21 protein-coding genes and 1 pseudogene are annotated in these 25,326 nt (G+C 59.1%); 8 read left to right on the top strand and 14 right to left on the bottom strand.

From position 1 onward, the window contains the following. Positions 1-9: 9 nt before the first annotated feature. Together KUV39_RS16010 and KUV39_RS16005 are read right to left on the bottom strand one after the other, a co-directional pair. Positions 10-789 (bottom strand): transporter substrate-binding domain-containing protein, encoded by a 780-nt coding sequence (locus KUV39_RS16010; RefSeq protein WP_046211999.1) that lies wholly within the window; start codon positions 787-789, stop codon positions 10-12. A gap of 72 nt (positions 790-861) precedes the next feature. Then, positions 862-1,647, bottom strand: a complete 786-nt coding sequence (locus tag KUV39_RS16005; RefSeq protein WP_008563397.1) for an ABC transporter ATP-binding protein — start codon at positions 1,645-1,647, stop codon at positions 862-864. Between the two features lie 91 nt (positions 1,648-1,738). On the opposite strand from KUV39_RS16005, the gene KUV39_RS16000 reads away from it, so the two are divergent. The 5 genes from KUV39_RS16000 (at position 1,739) to tviB (ending at position 7,407) form a co-directional block, all read left to right on the top strand. Continuing rightward, positions 1,739-2,386, top strand: coding sequence for a TetR/AcrR family transcriptional regulator (locus KUV39_RS16000; protein ID WP_008563404.1), 648 nt, complete (start codon positions 1,739-1,741; stop codon positions 2,384-2,386). Next, entirely contained in the window at positions 2,383-3,570 is a 1,188-nt protein-coding gene (locus tag KUV39_RS15995) for a pyridoxal phosphate-dependent aminotransferase (RefSeq protein WP_222460299.1), read from the top strand. The genes KUV39_RS16000 and KUV39_RS15995 overlap by 4 nt, the downstream gene beginning before the upstream one ends. Next, positions 3,567-5,225, top strand: coding sequence for a 5-guanidino-2-oxopentanoate decarboxylase (locus KUV39_RS15990; protein ID WP_222460298.1), 1,659 nt, complete (start codon positions 3,567-3,569; stop codon positions 5,223-5,225). The genes KUV39_RS15995 and KUV39_RS15990 overlap by 4 nt, the downstream gene beginning before the upstream one ends. Positions 5,226-5,242: 17 nt before the next feature. After that, the gene (locus KUV39_RS15985; protein ID WP_222460297.1) at positions 5,243-6,025 is read left to right on the top strand and encodes a dimethylarginine dimethylaminohydrolase family protein; all 783 of its coding nucleotides are present in this window, start codon (positions 5,243-5,245) and stop codon (positions 6,023-6,025) included. A gap of 110 nt (positions 6,026-6,135) precedes the next feature. Beyond that, a complete protein-coding gene (gene tviB, locus KUV39_RS15980; RefSeq protein WP_222460296.1) occupies positions 6,136-7,407 on the top strand; it encodes a Vi polysaccharide biosynthesis UDP-N-acetylglucosamine C-6 dehydrogenase TviB in 1,272 nt (423 codons plus the stop codon). 24 nt (positions 7,408-7,431) lie between these two features. Here the strand turns inward: tviB and KUV39_RS15975 are convergent, their stop codons facing one another. Together KUV39_RS15975 and KUV39_RS15970 are read right to left on the bottom strand one after the other, a co-directional pair. Then, on the bottom strand, positions 7,432-8,340 hold the full coding sequence (locus KUV39_RS15975) for a MurR/RpiR family transcriptional regulator (protein WP_222460295.1): 909 nt from the start codon (positions 8,338-8,340) through the stop codon (positions 7,432-7,434). A 104-nt stretch (positions 8,341-8,444) separates the two neighbouring features. Continuing rightward, positions 8,445-12,470, bottom strand: coding sequence for a PEP/pyruvate-binding domain-containing protein (locus tag KUV39_RS15970; RefSeq protein ID WP_419555540.1), 4,026 nt, complete (start codon positions 12,468-12,470; stop codon positions 8,445-8,447). 230 nt (positions 12,471-12,700) lie between these two features. Between KUV39_RS15970 and KUV39_RS15965 the strand changes: the two genes are divergently transcribed. Together KUV39_RS15965 and KUV39_RS15960 are read left to right on the top strand one after the other, a co-directional pair. Beyond that, positions 12,701-13,582 carry a PhnD/SsuA/transferrin family substrate-binding protein gene (locus KUV39_RS15965; RefSeq protein ID WP_222460294.1) on the top strand — a complete coding sequence of 294 codons (882 nt, stop codon included), beginning with the start codon at positions 12,701-12,703 and terminating at the stop codon, positions 13,580-13,582. 21 nt (positions 13,583-13,603) lie between these two features. After that, complete coding sequence (locus tag KUV39_RS15960; protein ID WP_222460293.1) at positions 13,604-15,886, top strand: response regulator; 2,283 nt, start codon at positions 13,604-13,606, stop codon at positions 15,884-15,886. 66 nt (positions 15,887-15,952) lie between these two features. Here KUV39_RS15960 and KUV39_RS15955 read toward each other — a convergent pair whose 3' ends face one another. The 3 genes from KUV39_RS15955 to KUV39_RS15945 are packed head-to-tail and all read right to left on the bottom strand — an operon-like array spanning position 15,953 to position 17,993. Further along, complete coding sequence (locus KUV39_RS15955; protein WP_008563525.1) at positions 15,953-16,747, bottom strand: metal ABC transporter permease; 795 nt, start codon at positions 16,745-16,747, stop codon at positions 15,953-15,955. Further along, entirely contained in the window at positions 16,744-17,514 is a 771-nt protein-coding gene (locus KUV39_RS15950) for an ATP-binding cassette domain-containing protein (RefSeq protein WP_050672367.1), read from the bottom strand. Before KUV39_RS15950 ends, KUV39_RS15955 begins: the two co-directional genes overlap by 4 nt. After that, entirely contained in the window at positions 17,511-17,993 is a 483-nt protein-coding gene (locus KUV39_RS15945; RefSeq protein ID WP_222460292.1) for a Fur family transcriptional regulator, read from the bottom strand. Before KUV39_RS15945 ends, KUV39_RS15950 begins: the two co-directional genes overlap by 4 nt. A 94-nt stretch (positions 17,994-18,087) precedes the next feature. On the opposite strand from KUV39_RS15945, the gene KUV39_RS15940 reads away from it, so the two are divergent. Beyond that, positions 18,088-19,131: a zinc ABC transporter substrate-binding protein gene (locus tag KUV39_RS15940; protein WP_222460291.1), complete on the top strand. Its 1,044-nt coding sequence runs from the start codon at positions 18,088-18,090 to the stop codon at positions 19,129-19,131. 32 nt (positions 19,132-19,163) lie between these two features. Here the strand turns inward: KUV39_RS15940 and KUV39_RS15935 are convergent, their stop codons facing one another. The 7 genes and pseudogenes from KUV39_RS15935 to KUV39_RS15905 all read right to left on the bottom strand — a co-directional run. Continuing rightward, positions 19,164-20,453, bottom strand: a complete 1,290-nt coding sequence (locus KUV39_RS15935) for an NAD(P)/FAD-dependent oxidoreductase (RefSeq protein ID WP_473764001.1) — start codon at positions 20,451-20,453, stop codon at positions 19,164-19,166. Positions 20,454-20,572: 119 nt separating this feature from the next. Beyond that, a complete protein-coding gene (gene modC, locus KUV39_RS15930; protein WP_222460289.1) occupies positions 20,573-21,682 on the bottom strand; it encodes a molybdenum ABC transporter ATP-binding protein in 1,110 nt (369 codons plus the stop codon). Continuing rightward, positions 21,679-22,374, bottom strand: coding sequence for a molybdate ABC transporter permease subunit (gene modB, locus KUV39_RS15925; protein WP_222460288.1), 696 nt, complete (start codon positions 22,372-22,374; stop codon positions 21,679-21,681). The genes modC and modB overlap by 4 nt, the downstream gene beginning before the upstream one ends. A 9-nt stretch (positions 22,375-22,383) precedes the next feature. Continuing rightward, positions 22,384-23,223: a molybdate ABC transporter substrate-binding protein gene (gene modA / locus KUV39_RS15920; RefSeq protein WP_222460287.1), complete on the bottom strand. Its 840-nt coding sequence runs from the start codon at positions 23,221-23,223 to the stop codon at positions 22,384-22,386. Positions 23,224-23,375: 152 nt separating this feature from the next. Further along, on the bottom strand, positions 23,376-23,930 hold the full coding sequence (locus KUV39_RS15915; protein ID WP_046212008.1) for a chemotaxis protein CheD: 555 nt from the start codon (positions 23,928-23,930) through the stop codon (positions 23,376-23,378). 23 nt (positions 23,931-23,953) lie between these two features. Continuing rightward, positions 23,954-24,898 (bottom strand): CheB methylesterase domain-containing protein, encoded by a 945-nt coding sequence (locus tag KUV39_RS15910; protein ID WP_046212009.1) that lies wholly within the window; start codon positions 24,896-24,898, stop codon positions 23,954-23,956. A gap of 153 nt (positions 24,899-25,051) precedes the next feature. Continuing rightward, positions 25,052-25,326: pseudogene (locus KUV39_RS15905) on the bottom strand (methyl-accepting chemotaxis protein); the annotation flags it as partial.

The following is a 25,326-nucleotide window of genomic DNA, read 5'->3' as shown; positions in this document are numbered from 1 at the left end:
GGCCAGGCCTTATTCCGAGTAGATACTGGTCGTGAAGTACTTGGAGGTGATTTCAGCGTGGGTGCCGTCTGCAAGGATCATTGCGATCCCCTTGTTCAGGGCTTCGAGAATGTCTGTTTCACCTTTGCGGACACCCGCGCCGACGCCTTTGCCGAGGATTGCCTCGTCATTGGCGACGGCACCCTTGATCTCGCAGCAGGCGCCCGCATCGGAGCCAACGAAATCCGCCATTGCGATGCTGTCTGCCTGGGTCGCGTCAATGCGCCCGGCAAAGAGATCTTGGTTGGCTTCATCCTGGGTCTGGTAGACCCGCAGTTCGGCGCCGGTGAAATATTTCTGCGCATAAGCCTGGTGAATAGTCGACGCCTGGATGCCAACGATCTTTCCGTCCAGAGAGGCGGGCGTTGCGTCGATGTCCATTGATTTGTCCGCCACGATCACGGCTGGGGTGTTGTAATAGGGGTCGCTGAAGTCGATGGTTTTCAGGCGCTCTTCGGTGATCGACATGGAGGCCATGATCGCATCGATCTGCTGGCCGGTGAGGGATGGGATGATGCCATCCCAAGCAACCGGCGTGATGACACATTCCAGCTCTGCAGCGGCACAGACAGCGTTGATGACATCGATTTCCCAGCCGACCCAGGTCCCGGAGGAGTCAAGCGAAGCGAAGGGCGGATATGGTTCGGCGGCGACGCCAATCTTGACCGGTTCGGCCTGCGCCATCACCGCTGTTGCGGCCAGCGCCACGGTTGTAAGAAGGGTCTTCCGGATTGTTTTCTGAAGTGCCATTTTGGTTTGTCTCCCAGTTGATGTAATTGTTTTTGTTTATTTTATTGGGCCGCATATTTGGAGTGTGGCCGGTTATGCGACTGATCGCAGAAACTGCTTCAGCCGTTCTGATTTTGGATTGCCAAAGACCTCTGCTGGCGGACCTTGTTCTTCGATCCGCCCTTCAAACAGGTAGACCACGTGATCCGCGACCTCGCGGGCGAATTTCATTTCATGCGTGACCAGCAGCATGGTGCGCCCCTCGGCGGCAAGATCGCGGATGACGGTCAGGACTTCCCCGACAAGTTCGGGATCAAGTGCGGAGGTCGGCTCGTCAAACAGCATGACGCTTGGATCAACAGCGAGAGCCCGCGCAATGGCCGCGCGCTGTTGCTGCCCTCCAGACAGAAAGGCGGGAAAGGCATCGGCCTTATCGCCCAGGCCAACGCGGGCGAGCAATTCGTGGGCGCGAGCAACAGCCTGATCACGCGGCATCTTGAGGACATGGACGGGAACCTCGATCACATTTTCCAGCAGGGTGCGGTGGGTCCAGAGATTGAACTGCTGGAATACCATTGCCAGCCGGGTCCGGATGCGTTCGATCTGCTTGCGATTGGCTGGGCTGCCGTCTGCGCGCATTTCCACGGTCTCGCCGCCGATAACGATTTCGCCAGACTTTGGTGTTTCGAGAAAGTTGATGCAGCGAAGCATGGTGGACTTGCCAGACCCGCTGCCTCCGATGATGGCCACCACATCCCCCTGGCGGGCCGTCAGAGAGACGCCTTTCAGTACCTCAAGCGAGCCGAATGACTTGTGCAGATCGCTTATGCGGATCGCTTCGGGCCGGGCTGAGCTGGCTGAAGGGGTCGGATCGGGCATTTTCGTCTGTCCTCATATTTCGACTTGTAGTAAGTCGCAGTTCCAGTAATTATTCAAGTGTATAATTAAGTGTCTGCTAATTGGAGTGCCCGTGTCCCCAGAACGCCGGAAATTTAAGCGCGCCAGCGCAGAGGAGCGCAAAGAGGCCCTGATCGAGGCCACGCTTGAGCTGGTCGCCGAAAAAGGCGTGAGGGGTGCAACCGTGCGGGACATTGCGGAGCGGGCGGATGTCACCCAGGGCCTGATCCGGCATTACTTTTCCTCAAAGGAAGAGCTGATGACCGCCGCTTACGAGCATCACATGGTTCGGATCACCGATCTGACGTCGGCGCCGCTCAAGGAAATTTCTGCGGATGCCAGCGGTCGTTTGGCGGCATTTGTCTCTGCGTCCTTGCGCCCTCCGGTGATGGAGCCCACTGCAGTCGCCCTTTGGGCGGGGTTTTTGAACAAGGTCCAACAGGATGCGCATATGCGACAGATCCACCAGCGGACTTACGACTATTTCCGCCACAAGCTGGCCGAGATGATCGCCGCCGCCTTGGAAGAGGCAGGTCGCCCAGCCAGCCCTGCGCGGCTTCATCATCTGGCGGTGGCCTGCAACGCTGTGATCGATGGTCTTTGGATGGAGGGCGGCGCCCTTCCTGAGATTTTTGCTGAAGATGAATTGCCCAAAATCGGCTTGGAATCCGTTGGCGCGATTTTGGGACTTAACCTGGAAAACAAGGTGGATCAGCCATGAGAATGACAGATGTGACCCGGCGGCTCGCAGGTCTTGGTGGGGCCAAATGGGAAGTGCACCTGAAAGCCCGCGACATGATCGCGGAGGGGGCTGATATTGTCGAGATGACCATCGGTGAACCGGATGTCCCCCCGCCAAGCGCCCTGATGGATACCGCCTGCCGGGCCATGCTCGCAGGGCGGACGGGTTATTCCGATGGCCGCGGAGAAGACAGCCTGCGACAGACTTTGGCGGCGCGATATACCCATAGTCTGGGACGACCGATCGGTGCCGAAAATGTCCTGTGCTTTCCGGGTACGCAGACAGCTCTTTATGCGGTGATGATGGGGGTTGCCGAGGCGGGGGACGAGGTGCTGGTGGGCGATCCGATGTATGCGACCTACGAGGGCGTCATTCGGTCGACGGGTGCAGAAGTGGTTCCGGTTCCCCTGCGCCCTGAACGCGGGTTTCGCATGCAGGCCGATGATATCGCTGAACGGATCACCCCCCAAAGCCGGGCCATTTTGCTGACCACGCCGCATAATCCCACGGGGTCAATTCTGACGGCTGATGATCTTGACGCGATTGGCGCGCTTGCGGTGCAGCATGACCTCTGGATCATTTCGGATGAAGTCTATGAGCAGCTGGTCTTTGATGCGGCAGAGTTCATGTCACCGCTGTCCCGTGAGGCTTATGCGGATCGCGTGATTGTGGTTTCGTCGATTTCCAAATCACACGCCGCGCCGGGGTTTCGCAGCGGTTGGTGCATCGCAAGCGAGGCATTCTGCAGTGCGTTGCTGCCGTTGTCTGAAACCATGTTGTTTGGAAATCAACCCTTTATCGCGGACATGACCGAACAGGCCGTGCGCGACGGGTCTTCTGTCGCAGCCGGAATGCGCAAGCGTTTTGCTGCGCGGGCCGAAAAGCTGGCAGACCATTTGCATGGCGCGACAGGATTGCGCGTTCATAGACCCGAGGCGGGCATGTTTGCGATGATCGACGTTTCTGCGACGGGCATGGATGGCGATGCCTACGCACATGACCTTTTGTTCAACGGCGGTGTGGCGGTCATGCCTGGGTCATCCTTTGGCGAGAGCCTGCGCCAGTGGGTCCGGGTTGCATTGACGATTGATGATGCGGAGTTTGACAAAGCACTTGAGCGGATCACCCGTCATGCAAATCAACGCGCTGAGGCCGTCGCATGAGCAGTGAGGCAAAGACATCTGATGCGCCCACTGTCGGGGAAGCGCTGGTTGCCGGGCTCGTCAAACGGGAGGTCCGCCACGTTTTTGGCATTCCGGGCGTGCATACTGTCGAACTGTATCGCGGTCTGACCAACTCTGGCATCCGCCACATCACCCCGCGCCATGAACAGGGTGCGGGCTTCATGGCCGATGGCTATGCGCGCGTATCCGGCCAGCCTGGCGTTGCCTTTGTCATCACTGGGCCGGGGGTGACGAACACGATCACGCCGATGGCCCAAGCCCGCGCGGATTCCGTGCCGATGCTGGTGATTTCCGGTGTTAATGACAGCCAGACGATCGGTCGTGGGTTTGGCCATTTGCACGAATTGCCGGACCAGCATGGGCTGATGTCTCAGGTTGCGCTTGTGTCCGGTCACGTCAGCACGGCCGATGCGCTGTCTGCCACATTGGATCAGGTGTTTGCGCCGATTGACGGCTCACAGCTGGCCCGTCCCGGTCCCACTCATGTGCAGATCCCGCTGGACATCGCAGGTCATCGCGATGCCACCTTGCCGGGGGAAGGGGCGCAGCCCCCTGACTGCCAGCCCCAGCGGTCGTCTGTTTCAGATAAAGTGGTTGCGGATATTCGGGCGCGGCTCAGTCGTGCGGCCCGTCCGCTGATCTTGGTCGGGGGCGGTGCGAAAACCTGTGGCATTGCGCTTCGCCAGTTGGCTGAACAGCTGTCAGCGCCGGTTGTGCAAACGGTGAATGCCCGTGGTGTGCTGTTTGATCATCCCTTGTCCGTACCTGCTAGCCCGACGCTTTCTGCAGTGCGGGCATTGATCGAAGAGGCGGACGTTGTGCTGGCCCTAGGAACGGAACTGGGCCCGACGGATTACGACATGTACGCAACAGGGACCATGCCCAAGCTGGCCGGTCTGATCCGGGTAGACCTTTGCGCCGAGCAACTGAGCCGCCATCCAGCCGATCTGGCGGTGCAGGCGGATGTTTCCGCGGTCTTGGCGGGGCTGCTGGCGGATCTGTCCACGGCCAGCGCTCTGGAGCCGGGGTGGGGCAGTGATCGCGCTGCGGCGGCCCGTTCCCAGGCCTGGGAGGAAATCGGGGCCGGCTATCGCGCACAGGTCGATGTGCTGAATGCCATTCGGGACGCGGTGCCGGACGCTATCATTGTGGGGGATTCCGCACAGCCGATTTATGCGGGCAATCTTTATTACGACCACGATCGCCCCGGCGGCTGGTTTAATGCAGCGACCGGCTATGGTGCGTTGGGCTACGGCATCCCCGCAGCGATCGGGGCCGCTATTGCAGCACCGCAGGGGCGGGTCGTTTGCATCGTGGGCGATGGGGGCGCGCAGTTTTCACTCCCCGAGATCATGACCGCAGTCGATGAAGCCCTGCCAATCACATTCGTGGTTTGGAACAACTACGGTTATCAGGAAATCGCCCGGTCAATGGAGGATGTTGGGGTGCCAGTGCTGGGCTGCGATCCAACCCCGCCGGACTTTGCGGCGACCGCCGCGTCCTATGGCATCGCCCACAAGGCAACTCCAGCCATTCCCGAAGAGGTCGCATTGGCGTTGCGGGCTGTCGCCCACGCTGGCGGACCGGCAATGATCGAAATCACCACGCCAAAATTCGTCCCTTCCGGACAATGAGCATCAAGGACATGCAGATGACAAATCCAACCTATGAGTTCCGCCGTGCCATTACCCGGCGCCCCGCCGCGAGCATTGTCGATGGGCTGCGGGCCGAAGACATCGGCACGCCGGATCTGGACAAGATGTTGGCGGCGCATACCGAATATGTTGCTGCACTGAAAAGCACCGGCGCAGAAGTGATCGAGCTGCCGCCGCTTGAGGCCTATCCCGATGCGATCTTTGTCGAGGATACCGCTTTGTGCCTCCCGCAGGGGGCGGTTCTGATGCGCCCCGGTGCTCCGTCCCGTTTGGGCGAGGTGGCAGAAATGGCCCCGGCGATCTGTGCGGTTTATGATGATGTGCGCGAAATCAAAGGACCGGGTTATATCGAAGGTGGCGACATTCTGGTCACCGAACGCGAGATCCTGGTCGGGCGCTCTGCGCGCACGGATGCGGCAGGGGTGGCAGAGCTGGCCGAAATCGCAGCTGAATGGGGCCACAAGCTCCGCGAGGTTTTCACACCAGAGGGGGTCTTGCACTTTAAGACGGATTGTTCGCTGATGGATGGTGAGACGATCCTTGCGACCAAGCGTCTGGACGCCTCAGGCTGTTTTGAAGGCTACCGCGTTCTGCATGTCGCCGACGGCGAGGAAGCTGCAGCAAATGCGATCCGCTTCAACAATCTCGTTCTGATGGCTGCAGGATTCCCGCTGACGGCGGACATGTTGAGCCGTGAGGGGTTTGAGGTGGTTGAGATCAGCAATACCGAATGCGCCAAGCTTGATGGCGGCATGTCGTGCCTGTCTCTGCGGTTCTGACGGCCTGCGGCGTCCCTATAAGAGGTGATCGACACGCGCGCGGTTGAAACTTGGCTGCCCGACCCCTTATGAAAGGCAATCGGGCAGGCAAGGACCATGAAGGCATCGCGATGAGCAGGACAGAACGGATTTGTGTGATCGGCCTTGGCTATGTCGGCCTTCCTCTTGCCGTGGAGTTCGGCAAATCCCGGCCAGTTGTTGGCTTTGACATCAATTCAGAGCGGATCGAGGCCCTTTCGCGCGGCGAAGACAGCACTCGCGAAATCACCGCATCGGAATTGGCGGCGGCGACTGAGCTGACGCTGACCTCTGACATTGCAGAGATCGCGGAATGCTCAATCTATATCGTCACGGTCCCCACGCCGATTGATGCCAACCACCGGCCTGATCTTGGTCCGCTCCTTGCAGCGTCTGAAACTGTGGGCAAGGTGCTGAAGCCAGGTAACCTGGTGATCTATGAATCCACGGTCTATCCCGGCGCAACCGAAGAAGATTGCGTTCCCGTGCTGGAGCGGGTCTCTGGCCTGGTGTTCAACCGGGATTTCTTTGCCGGCTACAGCCCCGAACGGATCAATCCGGGCGATAAAAACCGCCGGTTGCCGGATATCGTCAAGGTTACCTCCGGATCGACACCGCATATCGCTGACAAGGTGGATGCGCTCTACCGCGAGGTGGTCACGGCTGGCACCCACAAGGCCGAGAGCATCCGCGTCGCTGAAGCCGCGAAAGTCATTGAAAACAGTCAGCGCGATATCAACATCGCTCTTATCAACGAACTTGCCAAAATCTTTAACCGGATGGACATCGACACCGAAGCGGTGCTGCGCGCCGCCGGAACAAAGTGGAATTTCCTGAACTTTCGTCCGGGTCTTGTTGGCGGGCATTGTATCGGGGTCGACCCCTATTACCTGACCCACAAGGCCGAGCAGCTCGGCTATCATCCGGAAGTCTTGTTGGCAGGCCGTCGTCTGAATGACGGGATGGGGGCCTATGTCGCAAGCCAGATGGTCAAGGCGATGCTGCAGCGGAAGATGGCGGTGGCTGATGGTCGGGTTCTGGTCATGGGCTTGACGTTCAAGGAAAACTGCCCCGATCTGCGCAACACGCGGGTGATTGATGTGGTGCGTGCGCTAGAGGAATACGGTCTGACGGTTGATGTTCACGATCCTCATGCAGACGCTGTCGAGGCACGGGGCGAATACGGTGTGGAACTGGTGCAGGATCCAGATGCAGGCGCCTACGATGGCGTCCTGCTTGCCGTTGCCCATGATGAGTTCCGCAGCATGGGCGTGGGGGCGATCCGTAGTCTTGGGCGCGCAGGCGCAGTCGTCTATGATTTGAAGTATGTCCTGAAACCGGAAGAGGCGGATTTGCGGCTCTGAGTCCGGCTGACCCACGGCGCCTGACTATTTGGGCAGTTTTGGCAGCTTTCCCCCGCGCCAATAGGCGCCGGTGTCTTCGCGCAGCGCCTCGTATTGGCGGATCCGATCCTGTGCGGCATCGCCGCCTGCATCCACGAGATGCGTAAGCAGGCAGTCCAGGACAGCCATCGCGCCGGCATATCCCCCAAATGGATGCAGCGCGTTATCCGCAACCTGCAACAGATGATCGGGGGTCAGGCCGGGGGTAATCACCTCGCTGTCCGTAATGAGAACAAGCTGCGCACCGCGGGATTGCGCGAAATGCAGCGCCTGAAGGGTCTCGGCCGAATAGGGGGCAAAGGTCATCGCCACGAGACAATCGTATGGGCCGATATCCATCATCTCGTCCACGGCTGTTCCCATGTGACGCGGCACCAGATCCAGACCGGGCAGGGCCATGCGGCCCACGTAGTGAAAATAGTAAGCCAGCGCATAGCTGGCACGGGTCGCCGTGATATAGCAGCGCCGCGCCGAGGTGAGCGTGCGGCATATCTTGGCTGTACGCTCAGGCGTCATCAATCGCAGGGACCGGGCAACGATGTTGACTTCGTTTCGTGCGATGCGCCCGTGGCGCTCTGTGGCTTCGTGCTGTTCGAGCCGATCCAGCCATGCCAGCCCAAGACCGCCCTCGCGCTCGGTGGTGAGCGATGCGCGAAACGGCCCGCGCAACCCTTCAAAACCCTCAAACCCCAGATGAGAAGCCAGCCGCACAAGTGAGTTGGTACTGACGCCTGCCTTTTGCGCCGAGACGCGGATCGGGTCGAGACCAAAGTCACCGGGGTTGTCTATGATGTATTTCGCAGCCCCCGACAGGGCAGGGGGCAGATCAGCCATATCTGCCTTCAACCGCTCCAGGAGGCGGGTCTTTTGTTTTGGGTCCGGGTTCTGCTCCATGCGGGGACTTCAAACATATGTGTGAGAAATCGCAAGATGGAACATCTGTTTTTCCGCCCCCATTGATGACCAACAGGGGCGGAACGTCATCTTGTCATGGGGTCTCAGGCAGAGACAACCTGCAAGTCTTCCACGTCCGGCGCGGTGATGGAGCCATCGTCTGAGACCGTGACTTCATCACCATGGGTGAGTTGATCCAATCCCTTGCAGGCGACCAGCATCAAGATGTCCTTTTCGCGGGCAACAATCGCCATGTGGCTGAGCCATCCGCCAACTTCACTCAGGACTGCGCCAGAGCGCTGAACATAAGGCAGCCAGGCCGGGTTGATCATGCGGCAGGCAAGGATGTCGCCGTCCTGGAACCCGTCAAACACCTCAGGACCGATGGCGGTTTCATCCTCGACCCAGAAAATGCGGGCTTTCACGCTGCCGCTACCGGCCACGCATGTTCCGCCAAGTGATCCGTCGCTCGACCCCGCCTGAGCCCCAAGCGACAACAGTTCGCAGTCGCGCAGGGTCAACGACACCTCGCTAGGAGCAGAGCGTTTGCGCAGGTCTTCGCGGCTTTTGCGGGCCTCGGCCTTGCTGCGCAGCGCTGCAAGCGCGTCCCAGTTGCCGGACAGGATTTCCTCCATCGTCAGGTAGAACACCAGATCATCAAGGCCGGTCGTTTCCGCCAGTCCCAAAAGCGCGCGACGCAGTTCCGCAAGAACCCGCAGGGCTTCATGCTTGGCCTGCTCTTTCAGGTCCTGATAGGCGATGGCCAGTTCCACCGTTTCATGCAGGTCGTCCGGCAAGTTGGCCGGGGTGTGGACACTGCCGCTGATTGGTTCCACCGCACTATCAAGAAGCGATGACAACAGTGCTGGTGCCTCGCTGTAGCGCGGCGCGCTCAGCTCGTAGTCAAAGATGGACCGGTGTCCCATCAGCGCCTGCGCACGTGCCTCGGCTGCTTCGCCCGTGCAGGACGACAGCAGGCTGGATGGTGCATGGGGCAGTTCAGCGTGCATCAGATGGGATCGGATCGCAGGATCCCCCGCTGCTGCCGTGCTGGCCTCGCCCATGGTAAAGCCTGCCAGTATGTTGACCTTCTCAGCCTCCACATAAATGTCGGTGACAAACATGTCGCGCAGGGTCTGAATGGCCTCCAGCTGTTTGGGCAAGGGCAGGGCGCGGTAGTCCACCGCCTGCCAAAAGGCCAGCTGATCGGTCAGCGCGGGCAGGGTTTCCCCCCGGAAGCGATCGATCATCGGGCGGGCCTGTTTGCGCAGTTGTTTGGCTTTTGCCGCCGTCAGCTTGAGCGTCATTTGATCTTTCAGCTGAACATCGACGTAGGTCTTGCCAAACAGGTTGACCAGATGGCCGGGGCGGTTTTCGGGCAAGTTGTAGGGGACAGACAAAGCCCGGCACGCGAGGTCGACACTGCCACCCGGTGCCCAGAGGCTGCCCATCAGCGAAAACGACAGCGGGGTGGGGCGGGGCAGAACCTCGGACATTTCATCCTGCTCCAGAATGGTCTGGTCTGCGGTGGCGTCGCCATACTGATCGAGGAGATCGCGCCATTCTCTCAGATGGACCTGTTCGGCCTCGGATCCCAGCGTCAGGGTGGTGATGTCGCGGCTCTGGACGATCTGGAAGCGACCATTGGCATAGGCCCATTCCACGTCCTGTGGGCAGCCGAATGTGTCTTCGATCTGTTTCCCAAGTGCCAGGAGCGGTGCCAGGTCCAATGTCGTGTCCTGGGTTTCGTCCGCAGGCAAACCGGAATAGCGGCCAAAGCGGAGCGAGGTCGGGGTGACGCGGCCCGAAACCAGATCTTCGCCGCAGCCTTCGACCCATTCCACCATCGTCATTCCTGGCGCCATTGGGTCCTGAGTAAACAGAACACCGGCGTATTCTGCCTGCACCATTTCCTGAACCACGATATTGCCCTGATCGGCGCTGTCATCTTCACCCGAGTAGCTGGCAGCCCGTTCAGACGAGAAGCTCTGAACAACCTCATCCAAGGCAGAACGGATCGTGTCGGCCGTCACATCAAGCACGGATTCAAACACCCCGGCAAAGCTCTGGTCGGCGCCATCTTCATTGGAGGCCGAAGAGCGCACCGCAACGGGTTTGCCACCGGCAAGGGCGAAAACATGTGCCGCAAAGACGTCTTTCTGGGTGTCAGACATCGCTTTGTAGTCGTGAATCGCATCAGATCGCACAATGACGCCGCCAGGAACGGGCAGGCCCGCATTTTTCAGGATCGACAGGCGCAACGCCTTGTTGCCTGCTTGTTCCAGTTCCTCGGTATAGCCCATCGGGATCACGCCGCGCGGCAGTTTGGCAAGGCGGCGTTTGTGAGCACGCAAGGAGAGCGCGTCGCCCAGTTTGCGATGCAGACCCGTGACATACGCACGCTGAACCAGCAGCAAAGACAGGCTGAAGCAAAGATAGGCATTGGCGGCCCCTGTCAGGCTGAACACCATCGCAAACAATGCAGGCACGCCCAGGATCATCCACAACTGTTTCTGGCGCCGAGTCTTGGCAACAGCCCACAGGAGGTAAATCGCGGCCAATGCGCAAAACAGTGCGGGCATGATGAACAGCGGATCCGGCAAGCCCAGGTCGGCCATCCACAGGAATGGCGTCTGCAGGCTGGCGCTGGCCTCTTGTGCGGCTGACACACCCAGCATCATGACCGGCAGGAACAAAAGCGCGGTCAGGTTTTTCATCGGTGTCAGGCCTTTTTCGGCATAGAACGCCTGGACGGCGCGGGCCTTGCGCACCGGGTCATGGGCCAGCCGCTCTTTCAGCTCCTTCATTTCATCAGCTGTTTCACCAGTGATGATCTGGTCGCGCTCAGATTTAAGGGCGACCGGCAGGATCAGAATGCGGGTGATCAATGACAGGGCAAGCAAACCCCACAGAATATGGCTGCGCTCATGGACCCACAGGAGGCCAGCCGCGAGCGCAGAGATCGCCTTGTCCCACAGCCCGCTTTGCTGGTCGGCCAGCCAGGCCTGAACATGGGGTTTGGGTTTGGGGGCAACGAAATATTCCCAAGGCAGAGTGTAGCGACCAAGGAAATCGATGCCCTGCTGCGACAACTCCAGCCCCAGAACCTGGCTCATGAAGCAGCTGCGCCGATCGTAGCAGGCTGCCAGAGTGGGCTTGTCGGGATCCAGCAGCGCAATCTGTGCCATCAGATCCTGCGTTGTCATCTTGCGGATCGGAATGTTGATGGCGCCGGGCAGATGGCCAGAGGCGAAATCGCCGGGATACCGGGTGTCAACGATCTGCAGGTCTTCCGTGTTCAGAAGGTCTGTAAACTCGGCAGTGGTCAAAAGAGTGTCGCGGCCGGGGTATTCGGGAATCGCGCGCAGGTCGGAGAGGGTTTTGACATCCTTGTCAGAGAATTCGCGCCCTTCCACGATCCATTTCTCGATGCCGCCGGCAATAAAGCTGCAGTCGATGCCAAGCTTGGCCAATTCCGCACAGGTCTCAGAGCTGCGGTTGCCATTGTGGCAGAACAGAACGACCTTCTGACCGGGTTGAACCGGGCGGCTCTGGAGAAAGTCGGGAAAGCGGATGTGCGTGGACCCTGGCAGGGTTCCCATCGCATTCTCTCCGGTTTCGCGGATGTCGAAGAATACGGTCTCCCCATCCTCAAGGGCTGCGGCCGCGTCCTCTGTCGACATCGCGAGCGGATGGTCGGACTGTTTGGAGAAACTGGTCTCCTTAAGGGAAGCATCCTTGATCTTTGTGCCATCAAATTGCGCAGGCCGCACCAAAGTCGCCTGCAGCCTTGCCTGATCCGCTGCTTTCTGGGTGCTGAACTGCCAGTAGTTGAGGAACGCGAGCGCCAGAGTGAAAAGAACCAGACCGCTGATCAGCTTGACAGGATAGCGCCGCGCTTCGGCTCCTTTTATGGGCTGGAAGCCCAGTTTGGCCGCCACGACAGCACCAAGACCCGAGACCATTGCGACGCCGACTGCGAGCACCTGCGAGAGAGAGGAGACGGAGCCGATGACAAGTTCGGGTGAGGGAATGGCCCAGGCCGCTCCGGGGGCGAGACAGCACACCGCGACGCAGGCCCATAGGGGGCGACGGAGGGGCTGGGAGGATCTATGAGTTTGTGTAAGCACGGAAGTTCCTGTCGGACTGAGGTCCGATCTTCAAATTTTTGACGAATTTTATAAAAAAGCGCTGAATTCGTTACTGAAACGTTAATTTTTATACAGTCTGCGGGCTACAGTCGTAAAATTCTTTGTACTATTCAGTAACGATTAACCGAATTTTCTTAATAATCAGGGCAGCATGTGGGCGGACTACCTTGTTTGATCAGTGACCCGGCCCCAGAAGGAGATCACCGGTGATGAAGAGTTTGAAGTCTGTTGGTTGCATTCTGCGCTTCGCAACGCCCGCTTTTGCGGTCGCCCTTGGATTGATGCTTGTGCTGGCGGCTCCCCGCGCTGCGCAGGCTGAAATCACGCTCACCTTCGGCACGTATGCGGCTGACAAGCCGACTGTAACTGTCCGAAAATACATGCCTTTCCTGACCTTCCTGTCCAATCGACTGGGAGAGGAACTGGGCGAGAAGGTGACGATCCGGATGACCGTTGCCAAGGAATATGAAGAAGGGATCAATCAGCTCGCGGATGGCGAGGTGGATTTTGCCCGCTTTGGCCCGGCCTCTTACGTGCATGTGATGAAGAAGAACCCTGATGTCCAAATCGTCGCGATGGAATCGAAAAAGGGAGAGAAGCGGTTCAAGGGTGTGATCGTGGTTCATCAGGACAGCATGATCACGAAATTGTCAGATCTCGCCGGGTTGAGCTTTGCCTTTGGTGACGAACTCTCAACCATCGGCCGATACCTAGCCCAGAGCCATTTGTTGGAGGCGGGCATCACGAGCGAGGATCTGCATACCTTTGAATATCTGGGTCGTCACGACCTGGTGGGAGAGGCGGTTGGCGCTGGAAAGTTCACCGCAGGTGCATTGAAGGAAAGTACTTTTAAGAAGCTGGTTGCAAAGGGTGTGCCGATCCGCGTACTCGCCAGTTTCGACAACGTGACCAAGCCCTGGCTCGCGGCATCAGATTTGCCGGAACCCATTGTTCTCGCCATGCGCAAGATCATGTTGTCCTCTGAAAATGAAGAAATTGTTCGCAGGGTCTCCAAGAATGGCTTCCTTCACGGAACGGATGCCGATTACGATTTGATCCGTGATGCGATGGAGCAGAGCGAGGCGTTTTAGCGTCACGACCAAAGGACCCTTATGAAACGTACGGGCATTCTCTTTCAGATTGTTGCATCGCTGGCGCTGGCCGCGCTGCTGGTTGGCGTGGTGGTTGGCGATCTTGCACGCCGCTATGAAACACGCAATCTGCAGGCCCAGCTGAAGGAACAGGCCGAGACGACAATCTCTCTCCTCAGCGGGCTGATGCTGGAATCGATCATCGTCGAAGATGTTCCGGTCCTGGAAACCGGCCTGAATGAGGCAATCGCCCGAAACCCCAAGCTGCTACATATCCAGATCCGCAGTGTGGATGACATTGCGATTGCTGAGGCAGGCTCTGCCGAAGGCGTCGCAGAAGAGGATTTTGTCAGGTACGAAAGCCCGATCACGCTGGATGGGTTTGACTTTGGCCATATGGTGGTGAGCTGGTCGACACGCGAAGGCCAGTTGCTTGTTCAGGAAAAGGTGCGTCAGACAATCATGTGGACCGTCGTATCGGTCGCGGTTCTGTCGCTTTTGGTGCTGATCCTGGTCCATCAGCTCGCCTTGCGTCCCCTCCACATGATTCATCAGCGGATGTCGGATGCGATTGCAGGTATGGCCAGTCGGCGGGACCGTCTGCCTTGGTTTGCCTCGCGTGAGTTTCGCGCATTGAACTTTTCTGTCGGGGTGCTTGAGGACACCTTTGAAGAGCGCGACGAACGCGAATTTGCACTGGAGGACGCCCGCAAAGCCGCCGATATCGCCAATCGCGCGAAATCAGAGTTCCTTGCCAACATGAGCCATGAGATCCGCACGCCGATGAACGGGGTGATCGGCATGGCTGAGCTCATCCTGGAAACGGATCTGGATGACGATCAGAAGATGTATGCGGAGACCATTTCCAAATCTGGCTCTGCTCTCCTGACGATCATCAACGACATTTTGAACTTCTCCAAGATCGAAGCAGGCAAGATGGAGCTTGACCGGGCTCCCTTCAATTTGCAGACAGCGATCGAGGATGTCGTGACATTGCTGTCGCCAAAGGCCGCGGAAAAGAATGTCGAGGTTACCCTCCGTTACGACCCCGGTCTGCCAGAGTTTTTCGAAGGCGATGTGGGACGTATCCGGCAGATTCTGACAAACATTGCCGGGAATGCGGTCAAATTCACCTCGGCCGGATATGTCTACATCGAAGTGTCAGGCCACACTGCAGGCGGCTATAGTGATCTGCGCATCTCGGTAAAGGATACAGGCACGGGCATTCCTGCGGACCAGCTGAACAGTATCTTCAATGCGTTTGAACAGGTCGACGGTGCTGCGACACGCAACTTTGAAGGCACGGGCCTCGGGCTTGCGATCTCAACCCGTCTTCTTGGCATGATGGGCGGGACTGTCTCGGTGACATCGGTCCTCGGCGAGGGCTCCACCTTTACGGTCGAACTGCCATTGAAGGTGCGTGAACATCAGCGACAGCCTAGGGTCGACGAGGTTTCGCTGGAAGGGTTGAACGTTCTGGTGGTCGATGATCTGGAACTGAACCGCATTATCCTGAACGAACGGCTTGATACCTGGGGTGTCAACACTGTTGCGGTTGCCTCCGGTGACGCGGCACTGGAGACGCTGCTTGATGCCCGCCACGAAGGGCGCAGCTTTGACATTATTCTGCAGGATTTCCAGATGCCGGGAATGGACGGTCATGAACTGGCACGTCGCATCCGCGATATCCCTGAATATGTCGACCTGCCCATCGTGATCCTGTCGTCGGTGGAAAATACGATTGACCAATATACCCGCGAACGGCTGGGCCGGTGCGAGGTTGCACTGAAACCGGTGCGCGCGTCTCAGCTTCGTGCAGTGATGTCCAAGGCGCTGAACGGCGGGAGCCCCGCGAGACCCGGAAAGCTGAGCACAGCCGCGCGTGGTGCCGCCCCAGCACAGCCACAGCTGAAACTGCTGTTGGCAGAGGACAACAAAACCAATCAGCTTGTCGTCACCCGCATGCTCAAATCCGCGCCGATCGAGGTTATCGTTGCATCAAACGGCGAAGACGCGGTGGATCTGTTCAAGACTCATAGGCCCGACATCGTTCTGATGGATATGATGATGCCGCAAAAGGACGGGATCGAGGCGACAGGTGATATCCGCGCCTTGGAGGCGAGCCGTAACTGGCCCCGCTGCCCTGTCGTTGCGCTGACGGCCAACGCGCTGCAATCCCACAAGGAGCAGTGCCTTGCTGCAGGCATGGACGATTTCCTCAGCAAACCGATAAAGAAGCAGGAGCTTCTGGATGCGGTGACCAAATGGGTCGATGTCGACCCGGTGCAAATGACCGGAACCTGACGGGGTTGGCTCTGACAGCCTGCTTGCCTGCGCCGAAGTGACGGCCTGCTGGAAATCACGGTCTCTCTAGGTGCGCCGGATCAGCTGGTGCAGGTTGGACAGGGCGAACAGAACGGCTGCAAGGCAGACGATCGTCGGACCGGTTGGGGTGTCAAAACTAAACGCAAGCTGTAGCCCGCCGATCGCCGATACCGCGCCGATGACTGCGGCAATCAGCGTCATGCGTTCTGGTGTTTTGGCAAATGGCCGGGCCGTGGCGGCTGGAATGATAAGAAGCGCAGCAATCAGCAGAACGCCAACGACCTTGATGGCGACAGCGACAACAACCGAAAGCGCGAGGGTCAGGATCAACTGTTCCCGGCGCGGGTCAATCCCGGCCGCATGCGCCAGATCGGCATTGAGCGTGGACGTCAAAAGCGCAGACCAGCGCCACCACAGCAATGCGATGACCATCGCGGCCCCACCCCAGATGATCAGCAAATCTGTCTGGCTGACGGCAAGGATATCACCGAAAAGATATGCCATCAGATCAAGACGCACGCCGCTGAGAAATGAAACAGCAACCAGCCCGAAGGCCAGCGAAGAATGGGCCAGAACACCAAGCAGCGTATCGACGGCATAGCCTCTTCCGCTGAGGCTGGAAACGGTGCTGCCCATTGCCAGTGCCATCACCAGAACGCCCGCAAACACCGAGGTATCAAAGCTCAGGGCCAGCGCGACACCCAGGATTGAGGCATGTGCAGTGGCGTCACCAAAATACGCCATCCGGCGCCAAACCACGAAACAGCCCAACGGTGCCGCGGCCAGTGCGACACCAACCCCCGCCAGCGCAGCGCGGATCAAAAACGCATCAAAGATCATTGGCTTTCGGTCTCTTTCGCGGGCTGCGGGTCGTGGGCGTGATCGTGTCCGCAACTGTGGTCATGGGAATGGGTGTGTTCATGTCTGTAAAGCGCGAGCGCGCCTTGGGTGCCGGAGCCAAAGAGTGCGCGGTATTCCGGAGCAGAAGCCACCTGTTCGGGCGCGCCTTCACAACAGATATGACCGTTGAGGCAGATCACCCGATCAGAGGCCGCCATGACGACATGCAATTCGTGGCTGACCATCAAAATGGCGCAGCCGAGCTCTTGGCGGAGCTTTTCGATCTGTTGATAAAAGGCCGCTGATCCCGGCTGATCGAGGCCCTGTGTCGCCTCATCCAGGATGAGCAGCTGCGGGTTGCACAAAAGCGCACGGGCCAGAAGGACCCGCTGAAATTGGCCTCCGGACAAGCCGGTCATCTGTCGTTGCATCAGCTGGCCCGCACCTGCCTGCTCTAGCGCGCGTTTTGCTGCCTCGTCGTGAACAGCGACTGGCAGGCTGAGAAAACGGCGCACTGTCAGCGGCAGGGTGGGGTCGATATGCAATTTCTGTGGCACATACCCGATGCGCAGATCCGCCGCCTTGTTGAGCGAGCCTTGGCTGGGGCGCAGAGCACCGATAATGGTGCGCAAAAGCGTGGATTTACCGGAGCCGTTTGGTCCGACGACCGTCACGATCTCTCCCGGACTGATGGCAAAGTTGACGTTGCGCAGAACCGGGTTGGCATTGTGGGCGACAGTCACGTTCGACAGCGTGACAAGGCTCATGCCGCGCCCCCTGGCTGGCATTTGGGGCAGAGCCCTTCGGCCTCCATCACGGTGCGCTCAATCTGAAAGCCGACTTCGCGGGCCACCTCGCCAAGGCGGCCTTGGGTGGCTTCGGCAGGGGCTTCTGCGACGGCGTTACACTCGCGGCAGATCATGAACAATGGGGCATGCCGTTCGCCCGGATGACAGCAGGCGACAAAGGCGTTCAGTCGTTCGATTTTGTGGACAAACCCGTTTTTTACAAGAAAATCCAATGCTCTGTACGCAATCGGTGGCTGGGATCCAAATCCCTCTTTGCGCAAGACATCAAGAAGATCATAGGCCCCCAGTGCACGATGCGCTTCGAGCAGGATTTCGAGAACACGTCGGCGCACGGGGGTAAACTGCAGGCCGTTGGCACGGCAGTGGGCATCCGCAACTGCGATCCCGTCACTGATGCAGTGGCTGTGGTCATGCGCGTCAAAGCCGATGGGATCCATGTCGTGCTCCGGTGTGAGTCTCGTAAGGGACTTGATATGTAATGTTATGACGTTTATCAACCACTGCAATGTTATAAGATTACATAGGTGAGATATGACCAAAATCATCAGAGCCGCAGGCCTGACAGCGGTTGGTTGGGCGATGACCGGGCTAGCCTGGGCTGATGTTCCGTCGGTTGCCACAGACATCACCCCTGTCCACGGGTTGGTCGCGCGTGTCATGCAGGGTGTCGGACAGCCCGATCTCGTCGTTCCCCCCGGCGCGTCCCCGCACAGCCATTCGATGCGCCCCTCAGAGGCCAAGGCATTGAACCGGGCTGATGTGGTGTTCTGGATCGGGCCAGAGCTGACGCCGTGGCTTGAGGGACCGATTTCTACCCTTGCGTCCAAGGCGGTTGTCGTGCCCCTTCTGACGACAGAAGGAACGCAAACGCTGGTGATACGCGATGCCGTGCAGTTCACCCTCTCCGGCGATGCACACCACGATGACGACCATCATGATGACCACGGCCATGACAGTCATGGCCATGACGAAGGCGGCCATGATGAGCATCATGATGATCATGCGGACCATCACGATGAAGATCATGACACTCATGACGACCATGGTCATGCGCATGAAGCAGGAAGTCTGGATCCCCACGCATGGCTGATGGCCGAGAACGGTTTGGCCTGGCTGGATGTCATTGCTGATGTTTTGGCTGAAAAAGATCCTGAAAATGCAGGGATGTACCGCGACAACGCCAAGGCGGGGCAGGCGGAGATCATTGCTGCGGCCGCGCAGATCAAATCAGACCTGGAGTCTGTGCGCGACAAGCCATTTGTCGTGTTCCACGATGCCTATCAGTATTTCGAAATCGGATTTGGTCTGCCCGCGGCCGGCGCGATATCCCTGTCTGACGCGTCAGACCCTAGCCCTTCCCGCATTGCTGAGATCCGCGACGTGGTTACGGACCAGCATGTGACATGCGTCTTGTCAGAGCCGCAGTTCAATCCGGGTCTTGTTGCCACTGTTCTTGATGGGACTGATGCGGGAACCGCCGTCGTGGATCCGCTTGGCGTCGCGCTGGAGCCGGGACCGGGGTTTTACACGGATCTTTTGGCCAGCATCGCCAATGCCATTGCGGATTGCAAATAAGACACGCAAATAAAATACAAGTGGCGGGGCCGTCAGCGGGCCCCGCGATCTGCCAGCAGATGGACAAGCGTTGCACCGGTTTCGTAGTAGGTGCTGCGCAATCGAGCAAAGGGCAGGCTGTGGTCGCGGCTGACCGGAACGGGCAGGGCTGTGTGATCGCCGCTCAGCAGGGCCTCTGCCATTTGACGGCCAAACACCGTTCCAGGGCCGATGCCACGACCTGAGTATCCAAAACAGGCAAACCCTTGGCCAAGATCGAGAATCTTGGGGATATGCTCGCTGGTCATTGCGATCCGCCCGGCCCATTGGGCTTCAAATGGTTGCTCTGCGAGGGGTGGGAACATCTGACCCAGCTTGCGGCGCAGCCAGTTGATATGAACGGTGCTGCCGACATGGGAAAGCGCGCCCATGGCCCCGATGATGAGGCGCCCCGCCCGGTCACGTCGCCAGGACGACATCACAAGCCCGGTGTCCCAGCAGCCCTCTGATCCCGAAAGGATCTGGTCGCCGAGGTGATCTGGCAATGGCGCGGTTGCCGCCTGAAAATAACTGACCGGGATCGTTGCAGGGGCGGCATATCCTTTGATCGGCAGGGGATAGGCATTGGTCGACATTATCAGATGACGCGCCCGCACTGCGCCCGTTGCGGTTTTCACCAGCCACCCTCGCGGGCCCTGCCCATTGTGGGAGATCTCGGTTGCGGCAGATTTTGCGTGCAGGTTTGCACCCTGTGCGACCGCCGCGCGGGCAAGCCCGACGGCATAGGCATAGGGTTGGATCGTTCCCGCGCGGGGATCAAACAGCGCCCCGTGCACCTGATCGCTGCCAACCCGTTCGCGCGCTTCCTCTGCCGAAATAAGCGCAACCGGTGCACCTATCGCAGTGAGCTGGGCGTGGCGCATCTGCAAATCCTGCAGGCCGCTTGGCGCATGGGCGCAGTGCAACGTTCCGTTGTGGGTCGGCTCGCAGGTGATCTGGTGCGCACTGATGATGTCGAAAACAATTGACGGTGCTGCTGCGAGGGTCTGGGACAGATGGGCGCCATCCTTTTGTCCAAGGAGCGCGTCGATCTGCTTGGGTGGCAACCACAGTCCGGCGTTGACCAGGCCAACATTGCGACCGGAGCCACCCGCACCAAAGGTATCTGCCTCAAGCAGGCAGACCTCGGCGCCAAGTTCGGCAGCCCGCAATGCCGCAGAACACCCTGTATAACCGCCGCCAATGATCACCAGATCTGCCTCTACCTCGCCAAGCAACGGTGGGGCCTGAACTGTTTCCTGTGCTGTTTGGTGCCAGAGCGTTTGCGGAAGATCAGCGGTGATACTCATGTCGTGCTACCGGTTTGATGGTTCAGATCAGATCAATACAACGGCAGTAGCGCAGACTGCGGGATCTGCCGAGAAAAATATGATCAAACGCCTGCGCAGAATTGGAATTTCCCTTATCCTGATGGTGTCTGTGCGGAAGGCGCACCAATGCCGACATCTTCACGCGCGACCGAAACAGATTTCACGATTGCATGGCATTCAACCCCGACTGCGAGGCCAAGGGCCTCCGCAGAGCGACGGGTGATCCGGGCGAGAACAGGACCAGCGGCGCTTTGAAGAGACACCATCATGCCAGGGCCACCCCCGCTATGCAGTGCAGTGACCCGGCCCGGGATGATATTCAGGGCAGACAAACCTTCCGGGCGGGATCGGGAAAGGATGACATCATGTGCGGCGATCCTGAGACGCAGGCTTTGCCCAAGGGGTTGGTCGTGGCCGGGCAGGAACAGCGCAATGCCCCCTGCTGACAGTTCGCTCAGCCCGTCCGGGTGGTGTTTTGCCACCTGTGCCTGGATCAAGGCACCCGCAGCGCGCACGCCCGTCGGCAGCACTTCTGGATCGCCAAGCACCTGATCCGCCGGGCCGGACTTCAGGCACCGCCCGTTTTGCAGCACCACCACAGTCGTTGCCAGGCGGGCGACTTCGGCGACAGAGTGTGTGACGTACAAAATAGGGATCTCGATCTCGTCCCGGAGCCGTTCGAGATAGGGCAAAATCTCCGCTTTGCGGGCATCATCCAGCGCAGCGAGCGGCTCGTCCGCGAGGATCAGTTCGGGCGAGGACAGCAGCGCCCGACCGATAGCGACCCGTTGCTTTTCCCCGCCAGACAGGTTGATCGGTGCCCGATCCAGAAGGTGGCCGATACCGAGAAGGTCCACAACCCTGTCAAAGGACGCAGCAGGTTTCTGCCCCTGGGCAAACCGCTGTCCGTAGGTCAGATTTTTCGCGACGCTCAGATGCGGAAACAGCCGTGCGTCCTGAAAGATATAGCCGATCCGACGTTTGTGCGTGGGCAGGTCAATCCCGGTTTTGCTGTCAAACAAAACCCTCTCGCCCAACCGGATCTGCCCTGTGTCAGGGCGCAACAACCCTGCAACGGCATTGGTCACGGTGGTTTTCCCGGCCCCCGAGCGGCCAAACAGCACGGTAACGCCGCGTGGTGCGTCAAAGGAAAGATCAAGCGCAAAACTGCCAAGGTTGTGACGGATGTCGAGCGTGATCATGGTGTACCCCGCACTTGTTTGGCGATCCTCTGGGACAGCCATTCCGACAAAATCAATGCGCTCATGGCGATGCAGATTGAGACGATGACCAGTCGGATGGCCGCGCTTTCGCCGCCCGGGACCTGAAGGAAGGCGTAGATGGCCGACGGCAAGGTTCGGGTCTGGCCGGGGATATTGGCGACAAAGGTGATGGTTGCGCCGAATTCTCCCATCGCCTTTGCAAAGCACAGCACCATGCCCGCCAGAATACCGGGCAGGATCAGCGGCAAGGTAACGGTCGCGAAAACCCAGAACCGTGACGCTCCCAGGGTGGCGGCGGCCTGCTCCAACTTGGGATCCACCGCTTCAACCGAAAGGCGCATGGCGCGCACCATCAACGGGAAACCCATCACTGCAGCCGCCAGTGCGGCGCCTGTCCAGCGAAAGGCCAACACGATACCGAACGGTTGCAGCAAAGCGCCAACAGGACCGTTGGGTCCAAATCCCACCAATAAGATATACCCGGTGACAACAGGAGGTAGGATCAATGGAAGGTGGACCAGACCGTTCAGCAGGGCCTTGCCGCGAAACGACCACCGAGCCAGCGCAACAGCGGTCAACAGGCCCAAGGGTAGGGACAGAAGGGTCGCCCAAAACGACACTTTCAGCGACAGCGCGACCGCCTGCCATTCCTCCGGCCCAAGCCACTGCATCTTTTTGGATCACTCCGTTAGAACGTCGAAACCTTGCCCGACAAAAATGGCCTGTGCAATCTCGCCCTGCAAAAAGCTGAGAAAGGCAAGGCTTGCTTGCTGCTGGCCGGTGGTGGTCGCCGCGGCAGGGTAGATGATCGGCGGATGGCTCTCCCTTGGCAGATGGTCGAGGATCTGCACCTGTGCGCTCGCTTTTGCGTCGGTCTCATAGACGATACCAAGCGGCGCGGCGCCTTGCGCGACCAGCGTCAGGGCCGACTGAACATTATCTGTCTGCGCAACATGTGCGGAAAAATCATCCCACAGATCAAGTGTTTGAAGCGCAGCTTTGCCGTAGATACCAGCCGGGACCGCGTCGATCAGCGCCATCGCGAGCGGGCCATCTGACAGGACAGCCAACAGCCCGGCCTTGTCTGACAGGTCGAGTGTTTCGGCTGCGTCCACGGGCGCGATCAGAACAAGTCGGTTCGACAGCAGATCAATCCGGCTCTGCGGAACGATAAGCTCTTTTTCCTCGGCCCAGTCCATCCATGCGCTGTTGGCCGAGATGAACACGTCAGCTGGTGCACCATATTGCAGTTGCCGAGCAAGGAGCGAGGATCCCGCGAGAGACAAATCCGCCTTGATCCCGGTGGCGCGCTCAAATTCTTCCGTGATCTCACCGAGCGCCTTGCCAAGGCTTGCAGCCGCAAAAATTGTTATCCTCTCCGGACCTTGGGCTGTCGTCTGTTGCGGGGAAAGCAGCGCAAGCCCGATGGCGATGGCGATCCCCGATGCACGACGCACAAGACCCCTTCTGCCAACGGCAAGGACGCGCTGGATCTGGTGCAACAAGGGCCGTAGTTTCAAGGGTTTGCTCCTCTGGCAGCGACAGCTGTCAGATTAGGTGGCAATGGGAGCGGATCACAAGGGGGACGGTATGATTTGCGGGAACCTGCAAAAAACGGGCCCGAACCTTGTTCGGACCCGCTCCAGAAAGAGGCGCATGGTGACGCCGCCTATCAGAAAAGGGTAACAGCTCCCGCATCTGCGGCTTGCTGTGGGGGCGGAACCGGCTTGGCTGCCGCGCGTTCGATTTCGCCCAGACGGCGATCGTCCTTCACCTGGGTCTGCTGGGCAGCGCCTGTGGTCGGATGGAACCGGACACGCCGTGCAGATGTTCCGCCGACACTGGAGGAAATAACCGGTATGCCCTCATCACGGAGAAAGCGCTGCACAAAGTCAGCATTTGAGGCACCAATATCGGACAGGTTGGCCGACATCTTGGCGCCGCCAAACACCTTGGCTTTCAGATTTTCGCGGCGCGCCCCTTTTTTCATGATCCCGTTGATCAACAGTTCCATTGCATGGACACCATAGCGGGCGTTCACGCTGTCGCTGGCGGTGGAGGAGGCCAGAAGAAAATGGTTCATTCCCCCGACGCCGACCTGGTCATCATAAATACATGCCGCAATGCACGACCCCAATACGGTGGAAAACACCACCGTTGGAGAGGTAGAAACACGATATTCGCCCTGAAGAACGGTCACCGTCGAAGAGTTAGCGAAGACGCTCAAGGTGGTTTCCTTCCCAATTAGTCTCAGGTTTTGCAGGCCTGAATGAGTGTTCCGGCCATACGCGCAAGCGAGACCTGTTGTTGCGCGCCGCCCATTTCCCAGGCGACACGTGGCATGCCATAGACAACGCTGCTTTTTTCATCCTGCGCAAAGGTCTTGGCACCGGCTCTGCGCAGCTCCAGCAGCCCTTGTGCTCCATCTTGGCCCATACCGGTTAAGATTGTCGCAACAACATGTTTTGCCATCGGGACTGCGGACATAAAAAGTGCATCGACAGATGGCATATGCCCAGAAATGGGTGGGCCATCCTTAAAGCGGGTGCGCAATGGTTTGCGGGGGGTCAGCCCCATGTGGCGCGGCTGCCCTGCGGCCACATAGACATTGCCGGGTGCGATAGTCATGCCATCTTCTGCGGCGCTGACTTTGGCAGGGCAGACCCGGTCCAGAAGAGACACCAATCCGCGGCCAAAGTTCTTGCCGGTGTGCTGCACAATCAGTGTTGGTGGGCAATTGATCGGAAAGCCAACGAGCACGCTGCGCAGGGCTTCAACACCGCCGGTAGAAGACCCGATCAGGATGATTTTGTCACTGCCGGGTGCCGCGTTCGCCGAGCCGGAAGCAGATTTGTTCATTGTGGCGGGTTGGTTGCGCCGTGGCGCCCGCACCATCATGTCAAAATACTGAGAAAAGGCGCGGGGGTGATCCGATTTGGTCAGCTCGAAGATACCTGCGCCCACGTCCAACAGCGGCGAAGATCTCCGCGCGGGTGTAGAGGTTTGATTGTCCATGACAGACACCCAGCGGATGTCCAGCGCCGAGAACAGCGCCATCATCATTTCAAATTCCGGAAGTTTCGTGAAACCGTCTTCGACAAATGCAAACTTGGGCTGGCCGGCTTCGGCCTGATTGTAGGCCATCATCAGATTGTTGGCCAAAAGCACCTGCATACCAGGGTAAGTGGCCTCCATATGCTGTTGCAAAGTCTGCGCAAAACGCCGGTCCGTGGTGATGATCAAAAGGCTCTGTGACAATGTTCATTCCGCTTGTTGCGTTCGGACAAGGGCCGAAAGGTTTCGAATGGGTGCATCCGCGCCGCTGGGGCGCGAATGCGCGAGGCTGGATCAGAAATCCTGCCAGATGTCTTTTGCTGCGTTGCCGTCAAAGCTGGCGGCTGCGGCGGGTTGCGGGGTGACCTGGGCCTCGATGTCCCAGTCATCGCCATGTGCGCTGGGGGCGCTGGCGGGGGCTGGTGCCGGGGCTTGCGGTGCGCTGCGCGACGCGGGGCTGGCTGCGCGCGGGGCGCTGGTGCTGCCTGCGGCGACCTTGAAATGCGCCACCAGCTCGGCGAGCTTGCCTGCATCGGTGTTCAGCATATGGCTGGCAGCCGTGGCCTCTT

The organism is Phaeobacter italicus, from assembly GCF_019801785.1.
Lineage (GTDB): Bacteria > Pseudomonadota > Alphaproteobacteria > Rhodobacterales > Rhodobacteraceae > Phaeobacter > Phaeobacter italicus.
This window is presented reverse-complemented; position numbering and strand designations above follow the sequence as displayed.